The following is an 11,674-nucleotide window of genomic DNA, read 5'->3' as shown; positions in this document are numbered from 1 at the left end:
GGGACTTTTTTATGAAATCGACTTTAACCTTATTTATACTACTATTCATTTGCGGAACCATTAAGGCCCAAAGCTTTACAAATGAGTTCGGGTTTAAAACAGAAAATGATGCTTACTTGGCCACTTTAAATGATAGATATTATACCAATGGTTTATTTATATATTATCGCAGAGCCTTAAATCCTGAAAACTTAAGTGAGAACGTAGAGAAAAAAACATACGAAATTTCAGTCGGACAAAAAATATTTACACCTTACTGGGGCCAAGTTGCCAAGAAAGAAGATCAAGATAGGCCATTTGCTGGCTATTTATATGCCGGTGCAGCATATTCGGTTTTTTACAAAAAGGAAAGCGTTTTAAAAACCAGCATAGAATTAGGAACTGTTGGACCAAATTCTTTAGCAGAAGATGCGCAAAAGTTTCTACATAAAACGGTTGGATTTTACACACCAGCAGGCTGGGAATATCAAATTAAAAACGAACTTGCTGTAAACCTTTCTGGTAATTACAGCAAACTTATTCACCGTTCAAATGATAATGCTGTAGATTTTAGCGGCCAAGGTTACGCAAATTTAGGAACAACATTTAGTGGTGTTGGCGCATCTATTTTATTTAGGGCAGGAAAATTAAATCAATTGTTTAATAGTGCATATCACAATGCTGCTATTGGCGATGCTAAAACGAAGCGCTTAAATTCTTCGGAGTTTTTCTTTTATGCTAAGCCCCAATTAAATGTCGTAGCTTATGATGCGACAATTCAGGGAAGCCTTTTTAACAATGACAGTCCGGTAACTTTTGGCATTAAACCTATTGTTTTCGAACAGCAATTCGGTGTAAATTATAGTTCAAAAAGATTTACAATTGATTTTAATATCATATTTAAAACTAAAGAAGTGGAGAGTGCTGCAAAAGCTCAGAATTATGGTGGTTTAAGTTTGTACTACAGATTCGGAAGCTAATCTAAATTAGGCTTTTTCCTACTTTCCTTTTTGAAAGCATTTACATTTTTGTTTTTTAGCCTATCTTCTATCACCGATTTTGGAATTTTTGTAGGTTTCCGTTTCTTTTCTACCTGAAGCGATTTTCTTATCAAATCAATAAGCTTGACAATTGTTTTTTCCTTATTTAAAAGTTGACTTCTATCTTCTTGTGAAACGATGTGCAAAAGTCCTTCAGAGTCAATTCTCTTTTCAAGTTTCAATTTTAAGCGATTTTTCTCTTCACCAGTTAAAAATTCCGCTTCATCAATATTTAAGATGAGTTCAACCTTACTCGATACCTTATTAACATTTTGTCCACCTTTGCCCCCACTTCTGGATGTTTTAAAAGTTACAACTTTTAAAATCTCTTCTTTGTTTGGTATCATTTGAAATTAATTTTACTTCAAATATATTCTAAAACTTAAGATTTAAAATATTAAAATAACCATTTTGATTTTAGTAATTTTGTTTATTGGTTGATAAATTTTATCTTCAAAAAATCATTCTAAATAAGCGCAAAGCTAAAACGTCCCATGACTCTAAAATCTTTCGGTCAGAAAGCTAACTACTTTCTCCGCACACTTTTATTTTGTATCATTTGTTTCATATTCACGTTTCTTTTATTTTGGACATTTTGCTATTCTCTACATGTATTTTATTTGTTTGTTGCAGCTTTAATAGTTGCAGCTATAGCATTTGCACGTAAAAAAAATCGAAAATTTATTACAATAACTTTGTGCATAGCTATTGTAATATTCTTGCTTTCTACACCATACAATTTAAGGCAATATAATCAACATTCTGAGGCTTATCAGGCTCAAATAAACAATGGCTACCACCTAAACTTAAAAGAAAAATTAGGTATTTATGGTACATTATTAATCATCACCGTTGGCGATATCATTCCATTCCCGGAAGCTAGTAAACAAAATTTTTATTTGTTATTCCCGAAAGAAAACAAAACAAGGGTATTTTACGATGATGACTTTTTAAGTGCACCTGATATTCAAAAGATGCTAAATAGGAAAGGTAAAAATGAAGTTGCGTGGAACAAATGGGGAGAACGTTTTAACGGAAATTTTAGATTTGCAGCAGCATTTGATCCATGTACGCTAGAAATAACAAACGAAGGCGACCATAAAAAAGCAACCTTAGTAACTTATTTTCATTACCGCCAAAACTACACTACTCATAATGCTAATCACTATCTATATGGTTTATTCGCTTTTAGAATTGATGAGGGACTATTTTGGTACTTGCAACACGAAGGCTGGCTTCATCCTTATAACTCAGTTTGGATAGCCAGATTTGATAAATAATAGTAATACTAGTTTTGAAAAAATTCAACATTCTGTTTGTATTTTTTAACTTTGCTACAGAATGAAAAAAAACTTAGTTGTAGCAATTGACGGCTATTCATCTTGCGGAAAAAGTACATTAGCGAAGGCATTAGCTAAAAAATTAGCTTTTATTTATGTTGATAGTGGTGCAATGTACAGAGCAGTTACATTATTTTTCCTTAGAAATAATGTAGATGTAACTGATGATGCAAAAGTTATTGATGCCTTGCAACACATTGAATTAAATTTTCATTCGAGAGATTACGAATCTCATATTACGCTAAATGGTGAGGAAGTTTCTGATGAAATTCGCTTAATGCCGGTATCAGAAAATGTTAGCGAAGTTTCTGCCCACAAAATTGTTCGCCATGAAATGGTTAAACAGCAGCAACGAATGGGAAAATCTAAAAACATCGTTATGGATGGGCGTGATATTGGTACAACTGTTTTTCCTGATGCTCCAATTAAGTTATTTATGACTGCCGACCCTAAAATTAGAGCAGAACGCCGATTTAAAGAGTTACAAAGTAAGGGTAATAATAATACAACTTTAGAAGAAGTTTTTGAAAACTTAGCGCATCGCGACTATGCCGATACAACCAGAAAAGAGAGTCCGCTAGTAAGAGCTGATGATGCCATAATCCTTGATAACACAAACCTTACACCACAAGAACAACTGGATTTTGCACTACAACGCGTTGAACCATTATTAGCTAAATAATAAATAAGGTTTAACAAATTTTCATATTTTTAGCGTAAATACACCGCTAACGTTATGAAACTTAAACAAATTACTTTCCTTATCATTACATCTTGTGTTCTAACCTCTTTAAATGCAAATGCGCAAAAAGGCTGGATAAATCTCTTTAATGGTAAGGATTTAAAAGATTGGACGGTTAAAATCTCAAAGCATAACTTAAACGATAATTTTGCCAATACCTTCAGAGTAGAAAATGGACTAATGAAAGTTAGTTATGATGGCTATGACACTTTCGACCAGCAGTACGGGCATATTTTTTATAAAAAACCATTTTCTGCCTATCTACTAAAAGTTACTTATCGTTTTGTTGGTGAGCAGGCTAAAGGTGGCGAAGGCTGGGCATTAAGAAACAGCGGGGCGATGTTGCATTGTCAAGACCCAAAAACCATGTTAAAAGATCAGGATTTTCCTATTTCCGTTGAAGCTCAGATATTGGGCGGAGATGGTGAACACGATCGCCATACCAGTAACGTTTGCACTCCAGGTACTAATATCTTCTTTAATGGAAAGCTTTTTACACCACATTGTTTAGATTCTAAATCAAAAACCTATGCTGGCGATCAATGGGTAACGGCTCAATTTTTAGTTTTGGGCGATTCGGTTATTAAACATATTATTGAAGGTGAAGTTGTTTTAGAATATACCAAGCCGCAAATTGGTGGTGGTAATGTTTCAAATTTTGATGCAAAAGTTAAAATTGATGGAAAACCATTAACTTCTGGTTATATTTCATTGCAAAGCGAAAGCCATCCAATAGAATTCAAAACAGTACAATTGTATAATCTTGAACCATTTATGAAAAACAAAGGAAAACTTAATATGGTTTTAGAAACAATATTGAAACAGTAAATTCATATTTATTATTGAGTAAGACCTAAACATAAGTCTCAAATTAAATCGCTCTTAATATGCTCAAATACCGTTTGTTTAAACTTATAGCTTTATTTATATTTTTATCAAGCTCCGTTATAGCTCAAAAGGCATACAAAATCAATGAAATTCCAGATCCAAAAAACAATGGTAGTGGTTGGGTTAGCAATCCCGATGGTATTTTAAGTGATGGCGATGTAGCCTCAATTAATGCGTCTATTTCCGAGTTAGAAGTAAAAACCAATGTTCAAGTTGCTGTTGTTATTGTAAATGATTTTGAGCAGGATAAAGAGGATTTTGATTTTGCTTACGAACTTTTTAACACCTGGGACATAGGACAGAAAACAAGTAACAACGGATTACTTTTATTTATTGCTAAAGACAGAAGAAAATTTCGATTTATTACCGGAACAGGAGTTGAAGGCGTTTTACCAGATGTTAAGCTAAAACACATAGCTGAACAGAATTTAGTGCCTGCTTTTAGGGAGAATGACTTTGGCAGTGGAATCATCAATACGATTAACGCCATTGGCATTATTGTTTTAAACCCCGAAAATAAATCTGAACTCAATCAATTTTTTACCCAAAAAGAAAACAATAGCAACATAGAAAAATTTTGGCTCCCCTTGCTTGTTGTTATTTTAGGCTTTTTCGGAGTTTTTAAATTGGTTAATAATCAAGAAAAAAAAGTTGCTAAGCCAAAAGCTAGTGGCAACACCAAATTTGAAAAAACCCTTTCCAATGGCTGTGCCAGCTTTTTTATCTTTATTTTTATCAGCATATTTTTACTGGTATTTTTTAATGGATTTGATTTATTTAAGAAAATAGAATTAGTTTATATCCCTATCATTTTATATTGCATTCTAGCCATCGGCTTGTTCTTTCGCTATTTGTATTATATAGCTACTTTAAGAAATGCACACAATGATGATGAAAACTTTTTTCAAGCGGTAACATCATTTAATAAAAAGAACTTTTGGCTAATTGTATTTTCTCCATTGATTTTATTCGTACTCGTTTCTTATCTATTTAAAAGAGCAAAAAATATTGATAGATTTAAACCAATCCTGGATAGTAAAAATCGAGAAATGGCTCGTGTTGATAGAGATGTGAATGTAGAAGGGAAACCCTTTTTAAGCGAAGGACAACGAGCGGAGGAAGTGGCAAAAGCTTACGATTATGATATTTGGTTAAGTACAGACCAAAAGGAACATATAATTAAACAGTGGCCCGCAGAAGAATATGAGGATTATACTGAATGCCCCAAATGCAATTTCAGAACGTATAAACTAAATAAAGTAGTTACCGTAACAACCGCTACATACAGCAGAGCAGGTAAAGCAAAAGAAATAAACGAATGTAGCTGCTGTAAACATGTAGAGTTTATTAAATGGATAGCATTGCCGATGCTAGTTGAATCGAGTTCTTCATCAAGCTCCTCATCAAGCTCTTCTTCTTCAAGCAGCAGCTCTTCTTCTTCATCAGGCAGTAGTTGGGGCGGTGGTAGCAGTAGCGGTGGTGGCACAGGCGGAAGCTGGTGAAGGGAATCATTTCATTTAAGCTAGATTTTTAAGTCGGTAATTAAAACTATTTTCTAATTTTGGAAACGTTTAGCACGGTGTTTGCTCAAAAGCATCTTATAAAACCTAAACAGCTGCATTGCAGAAATTCCAATAATATGAATAAAATATTCCTCCTTTTTATCGCTGTATTTCTTTTCGCTACCAACTTGTATGCACAAGATATGTACCGTGTAAAAGCTGATAAACTTAATGTAAGAGCAACCAATAGCCCAACAAGTAAAGTTGTTGGCTCGATTAAACAGGATGAAAATGTAGTCGTTTTAGATTCTACTGATGCAAAATATTTCAAAATTAAAGTTAGTAATGGCGAAGGTTTTGTAAGTAAAGAATATTTAGTAAAAATAGCATCAGCACCAAAACCCGTGATAGCAAAACCAGCAGTTTCTGTTGAAGTGCCGAAAATTGCGAAAGATTACTCGAACATCATCTTCTTTGTAATCGTTGCACTAATTATGTGTACCATATTATTCTTCGTTTTTAAATATGCCGGTCAGAATAAAATTTTAATTGGCTTTTCTTTAATTATCGTACTTGTAGTTGGCTACTTTTGCTTTATCACCTTTATAAAAGAAAAAACTGTAAGTGGCACTTTTGCTACTGCTGCAGATACCCAGTATCAATCTTTTGATTTTAATACCAACGATTCTGTTATTGTAAAAGACATTTATAACGATTCGACATTTACTGCAAAATATGTTATTGAAGGTGATATGATTAAATTATACGACCAACAAAACATGATTTTACTTTTAATAAGGGATGAAAAAACACTAATTGGTGAGGGTTTTACAAGAGGAACTTTCACGAAGAAGTAGGACTTTAAAGCACAGATTTGGTTAATAAACCCGATAGAGCGGAATAGCCCGGAACCCGATTTTTTTATCGGGTGAGGACTATAAGCGAAAGCGGGGCTGCTGTTTCAGAAGAATTACTGAATGCTAATTTTCAAAATAGAAAAATTTGGCTTACATGTGTTTAATTTTAAGCACAAATCGTTATTCTTGGTTCTCAATCATTGCTTTTTATCTCTTTATTCTTCCTCTATTTATCGCCTAATCCTGATACTTTATAATAAATACTTAATACAATTATCCTAATCCATTAAAAATCAGCAACATTTATTAAAAAAATCTTTTCTATTAATTAAAATATTTTTACCTTTGCAATCCCTAAATAGGGAAAAAAGGAGATAATTAATTAATGGCTAAAAAACAAGTAGCAGAAAAAGAATTAGCAGCTAAAACAGCTGAACTTCAGGGAGAAGGCGGACGCCTGACTGAAAAAGAAACGATTGAATCAGAAGCTGATTCAGTTTCGATCGAATCGATCAAATCATCATTAGCAACACCAACCGAAGATTTCGATTGGGATGCAGATGAAAAAGTTTTTGGTAACTACAATGAAGCAGACCGTAAAAAGTTTGAAGATATGTATGCCGGAACATTCAATCAGATCACTAAAGGTGAAATCATTAGCGGTATTGTTGTTTCAATTAACAACAAAGATGTAGTATTAAACGTTGGTTTTAAATCAGATGGTTTAGTTTCTACTTCAGAATTCCGTGATACACCAGATCTTAAAATCGGCGATTCAGTTGACGTTTTCGTTGAAGCACCAGAAGATGCTAACGGTCAATTGATCCTTTCTCGCAAAAGAGCTAAAACCCAAAGATCATGGGAAGCAATTAACGAGGCTCTTGAAAATGATAGAATCATCAATGGTTTCGTTAAGAGCCGTACTAAAGGTGGTTTAATTGTTGATATCATGGGCGTTGAAGCTTTCTTACCAGGATCTCAAATTGATATCAAACCTATCCGCGATTACGATGTGTACGTGGGTAAAACAATGGAATTTAAAGTTGTTAAAATTAACCATGAGTTTAAAAACGTAGTTGTTTCTCATAAAGTATTAATTGAAGACGATTTAGAAAGCCAAAAAGTAGAAATTGTCTCTAAATTAGAAAAAGGACAAGTATTAGAAGGTACTGTTAAAAACATTACAGATTTCGGTGTATTCATTGATTTAGGTGGTGTAGATGGTTTACTTCACATTACTGATATTTCTTGGGGCCGCATAGAGCATCCAAAAGAAGTATTATCATTAGATGAAAAAATCAACGTTGTTGTTTTAGATTTCGATGATGAGAAAAAACGTATCGCTTTAGGTTTAAAACAATTAACTCCTCACCCATGGGAAAATTTAGATGCTAACTTAGCTGTTGGTTCTAAAGTAAAAGGAAAAATCGTAACTGTTGCAGATTACGGTGCTTTCTTAGAAATCATCCCTGGTGTTGAAGGTTTAATCCACGTTTCTGAAATGAGCTGGTCGCAAAACTTAAGAAATCCACAAGAATTCTTAAAAGTTGGTGATGAGATCGAAGCTGAAGTTTTAACTTTAGATAGAGACGAACGCAAAATGAGCTTAGGTATTAAACAATTATCTAACGACCCATGGCAAGAAGTTGCTGCTAAATTCCCAGTTGGAAGCAAGCACACAGCAACTGTTAAAAACATGACTAACTTTGGCGTTTTTGTTGAAATCGAAGAAGGTATTGATGGTTTAATCCACATTTCTGATTTATCATGGTCTAAAAAAGTAAACCACCCTAATGAATTCACTAAAGTTGGTGATGTATTAGACGTTGTTGTTTTAGAACTTGATGTTGATAACCGCAAATTAAGCTTAGGTCATAAACAATTAGAAGAAAATCCTTGGGATACTTTCGAAACTATCTTCACTTTAGATTCGGTTCACCAAGGTACTGTTGTTAAAGTAACTGATAAAGGTGCTGTTATTGCTTTACCTTACGGTGTAGAAGGTTTCGTACCAACTAAACACATGGTTAAAGAAGACGGTACTTCGGTTAAAGCTGAAGAAACTAACGACTTCAAAATTATCGAGTTTAACAAAGAAGCTAAACGCATCGTTGTTTCTCACGCTCGTATTTGGGAAGAAGTTAAAGCTGAAGCTGTAGCTGAAGAAAGAAATGCTAAAAAGAAAGAAGCAAAAGCATCTATCACAGCAGTTAAAAAAGTTAAAGATTCTGTAGAGAAATCTACTTTAGGAGACTTAGACGTATTGGCTCAATTGAAATCGCAATTAGAAGGCGAAGAAAGCAAAGCTAAAAAAGGCTAGTTCTTTATAACTTAATATATAAAACGCCTCGAAGAAATTTGGGGCGTTTTTGTTTTATATTGTTATTTGCTTAGTCTTGCTAATAATAACTTTAAATAGAAAAAAGGTAAGAACAATGGATTGTATTTTAGCAAATGTTGCTTAGTTATATTATGGAGATTCTGACCTAAATTTACTGTAGTTGTTTTGTTCTCACCATCAGAATGAAATATTCCAAGTGTAGCATCGATTTTGACAATCTTAAATTTTTGGTAGGCTTTAAGAATAAACCAAATATCCATAGAATAATGGTCATGAACGTGAAACTCCCCTATTTGCTCCTGAACTTTGCGCTTATAAAAATAACTGACGGGATTATTTGGGAACATGTTCAACCAGTACAACAAAACATCCTTGTAATGTGCCGATGGTATTCTTAACACCTCTTCGGTTCCACTTTTAAAGATTAGGTTTCCAACAATCATATCTGCATCTCTATTATTCTGAAATGCCAATATTATATTATCGAATGCGTCAGGTAAAAATTCATCATCAGCGTTCAGATAAACAATAATATCTCCCGAGCTCATTCTAAATGCTTTATTCATAGCATCTGATTGCCCACTATCTTTTTCTGAAATAAATTTTAAGTGTGAATACTCATCAATGATAGATAGCGTATTGTCTTTCGAATCGCCGTCAATAATGATATGCTCAAAGTTTTTGTAATTTTGAATCAGCACACTATCAATTGCTCTTTTTAAGTATTTTCCAGAATTAAAGGATGGCGTTAAAACGCTAATTTGCATATTCGATAAGGAATAAATTGTACTAAAATGAGCCAAACATCGATCCAAAACTTATCTTTTCCCTATTTACTTTCAAAGGAAAGGTTTTTCTTTATTTTTGAAGTGGAAAACTACCATATTATGAAAATTTTTATCTTTTTGTTTTTAACAAATATTTTTTTGAGACTTTCGGCACAAGAAATAAGTATCATTCCACAACCAGTAAAATTAGAAGTTAAATCAAAGGGATTTTCATTTAAAATAGATAGTAATACCGTATTATATACAAATGATTCATTGGCCAATCCATCAATAGAGTTTTTCCAAAATTATTTGCGTAAAAATTATAGCTTCGAACTCAAACTAAGTAGAATACCAGACGTAAATCGAACTAACGTTATAAATCTAATAATTGCTAAAAAGATTTCAAGTTCAAAGGAGTATAATTTATATATAACAAACAAATCTATAATCATAGGCTCTGCTTCTGATACAGCCATTTTTCAAGGTATCCAGACGCTTATTCAACTCTTGCCAATCACAAAATCTCTTCCGCTTCAAATTCCGTCTGTTTCCATAATTGACTATCCCCGTTTCGATTACCGTGGAATGCATTTAGATGTAAGTCGGCATTTTTTCGATGTAGCATTTATAAAGAAATACCTTGATTATTTAGCATTGCATAAAATGAATTATTTTCATTGGCATTTAACCGATGATCATGGCTGGAGAATAGAGATAAAAAAATATCCTAAATTAACTGAAATTGGTTCGTGGCGTAATGGCAGTATCATTGGTTTATATCCCGGAACCGGAAATGATGGGATTAGATATGGTGGTTATTACACACAAGAACAAATTAAAGATGTAATTGATTATGCCGCAAAACGCTACATAACCATTATCCCCGAAATTGAAATGCCGGCACATAATATGGCTGTACTTGCCTCCTACCCAGAATTAGGAACAGAACCAAACAAGAAATATGAAGTGGCGCAAACCTGGGGCATTTTTAATAAATTTAATAACGTGCTGCAGCCAACAGATACTACTTTTAAGTTTCTTGAAAATGTATTAACCGAAGTAATGGATTTATTTCCATCTCCATACATTCACATCGGGGGCGATGAAGCTGCGAAAACCTGGTGGAAACAATCGGCAGTATCGCAACAAATTATGAAAGCAAATGGTTTAAAAACTGAAAGCGAATTGCAAAGCTATTTCATTAGAAGGATGGAAAAATTTGTAAACAGCAAGGGGAAAACAATTATCGGCTGGAATGAAATATTGCAAGGCGGCTTGGCTCCAAATGCTGTTGTAATGAGTTGGCAAGGCGAAAAGGGTGGCATTGAAGCTGCCAAACAAAACCATAAAGCTATTATGACACCCGAAATGAAAATGTATTTTAACCATGCTCAATTTGCAAAAGAAGATAGCTTAACGGCAAATAAAATCTCACCTCTGGTAGATGTTTATAACTATGAACCAATTCCGGCAGAGTTAAATGCAGAACAGGCAAAATACATTTGGGGCGGACAAGGTTGTTTATGGAGCGAGTACGTTACCAATCCCGCTAAAGCAGAATATATGCTATTCCCAAGGCTGGATGCTTTGAGCGAAATTCTTTGGAGCCCGAAAGAGAAACGCAATTATCCCGATTTTTTGAAGCGTTTAAAAACACAATTTAAGCGATACGATTTAATGGGTATCACTTATTCTAAAAGATATTTAGAAAACTAATCGTAAAATTTGTTTTTTAATTCTGGTGTAGGCATCCAACAACTTTCTTGCTTACCAAACCATTTGTAACGATTTTTTGCTACGATATCGTAAACCCAATCGCGTATAAATTTTGGTATGATGATGAAGGTGTAAAGCAAAGGCAATAAACCATTTAGCTTTTTGGCAACACGTAGTGCGGCTGATGATTTTGTGTAAACCTTCTCACCATCCACCAATAAAATTGAATTTAATTTTGTACTATCGATGTTGAACTTTGGCAAAATCGTTTTGGCATATTCGCCTTGCAAAGCCGTAAATTTAAAAATATTTTTTTTGTCGTGTTTTACAGCAAATTGCACAGAAGTATTGCACAAATTGCAAATGCCATCAAAAAAAATAACAGGGTGGGTTTTCATTTCGAAGGTAAATTTAAGCTTTTTAATCAACGATATATCTTACAATTGATGAAAACGGATTCGAGCAACGCATAATTTTAGATCGCTGACTTATAACTTAT

11 protein-coding genes are annotated in these 11,674 nt (G+C 33.6%); 8 read left to right on the top strand and 3 right to left on the bottom strand.

Annotation, left to right across the window (positions count from 1 at the left end):
• The first annotated feature begins 11 nt into the window (after positions 1–11).
• The gene (locus D7004_RS06610) at positions 12–959 is read left to right on the top strand and encodes a lipid A deacylase LpxR family protein (RefSeq protein WP_123205087.1); all 948 of its coding nucleotides are present in this window, start codon (positions 12–14) and stop codon (positions 957–959) included.
• Here D7004_RS06610 and arfB read toward each other — a convergent pair.
• Complete coding sequence (gene arfB / locus D7004_RS06605; protein ID WP_123205086.1) at positions 956–1,366, bottom strand: alternative ribosome rescue aminoacyl-tRNA hydrolase ArfB; 411 nt, start codon at positions 1,364–1,366, stop codon at positions 956–958. The two genes, D7004_RS06610 and arfB, sit on opposite strands and share 4 nt — an antisense overlap.
• Before the next feature lie 348 nt (positions 1,367–1,714).
• Here arfB and D7004_RS06600 point away from each other — a divergent pair, with 348 nt between their 5' ends.
• From D7004_RS06600 to rpsA, 6 genes are all read left to right on the top strand, one after another.
• A complete protein-coding gene (locus tag D7004_RS06600; RefSeq protein WP_148042766.1) occupies positions 1,715–2,299 on the top strand; it encodes a hypothetical protein in 585 nt (194 codons plus the stop codon).
• Between the two features lie 61 nt (positions 2,300–2,360).
• On the top strand, positions 2,361–3,041 hold the full coding sequence (cmk, locus tag D7004_RS06595) for a (d)CMP kinase (protein WP_123205084.1): 681 nt from the start codon (positions 2,361–2,363) through the stop codon (positions 3,039–3,041).
• A gap of 54 nt (positions 3,042–3,095) precedes the next feature.
• Positions 3,096–3,929: a 3-keto-disaccharide hydrolase gene (locus D7004_RS06590; protein ID WP_123205083.1), complete on the top strand. Its 834-nt coding sequence runs from the start codon at positions 3,096–3,098 to the stop codon at positions 3,927–3,929.
• Between the two features lie 59 nt (positions 3,930–3,988).
• Positions 3,989–5,491 (top strand): TPM domain-containing protein, encoded by a 1,503-nt coding sequence (locus D7004_RS06585; protein ID WP_123205082.1) that lies wholly within the window; start codon positions 3,989–3,991, stop codon positions 5,489–5,491.
• Positions 5,492–5,628: 137 nt separating this feature from the next.
• Positions 5,629–6,348 (top strand): SH3 domain-containing protein, encoded by a 720-nt coding sequence (locus D7004_RS06580; protein ID WP_123205081.1) that lies wholly within the window; start codon positions 5,629–5,631, stop codon positions 6,346–6,348.
• A gap of 385 nt (positions 6,349–6,733) precedes the next feature.
• Positions 6,734–8,668: a 30S ribosomal protein S1 gene (rpsA, locus tag D7004_RS06575; RefSeq protein ID WP_123205080.1), complete on the top strand. Its 1,935-nt coding sequence runs from the start codon at positions 6,734–6,736 to the stop codon at positions 8,666–8,668.
• Positions 8,669–8,730: 62 nt separating this feature from the next.
• On the opposite strand, the gene D7004_RS06570 is transcribed toward rpsA, so the two are convergent.
• Complete coding sequence (locus D7004_RS06570; protein WP_123205079.1) at positions 8,731–9,456, bottom strand: glycosyltransferase family 2 protein; 726 nt, start codon at positions 9,454–9,456, stop codon at positions 8,731–8,733.
• Between the two features lie 120 nt (positions 9,457–9,576).
• On the opposite strand from D7004_RS06570, the gene D7004_RS06565 reads away from it, so the two are divergent.
• Positions 9,577–11,175, top strand: coding sequence for a beta-N-acetylhexosaminidase (locus D7004_RS06565; RefSeq protein WP_123205259.1), 1,599 nt, complete (start codon positions 9,577–9,579; stop codon positions 11,173–11,175).
• On the opposite strand, the gene D7004_RS06560 is transcribed toward D7004_RS06565, so the two are convergent.
• Positions 11,172–11,573 (bottom strand): thiol-disulfide oxidoreductase DCC family protein, encoded by a 402-nt coding sequence (locus D7004_RS06560; RefSeq protein ID WP_123205258.1) that lies wholly within the window; start codon positions 11,571–11,573, stop codon positions 11,172–11,174. The genes D7004_RS06565 and D7004_RS06560 overlap by 4 nt on opposite strands.
• Between the last annotated feature and the right edge of the window lie 101 nt (positions 11,574–11,674).

Origin of the sequence: Pedobacter jejuensis, from assembly GCF_003725795.1 — a bacterium.
Taxonomy (GTDB): Bacteria; Bacteroidota; Bacteroidia; order Sphingobacteriales; family Sphingobacteriaceae; genus Pedobacter; species Pedobacter jejuensis.
Note: the sequence above shows the minus strand (reverse complement) of the source record. Positions and strands in the feature narration are given on the sequence as shown.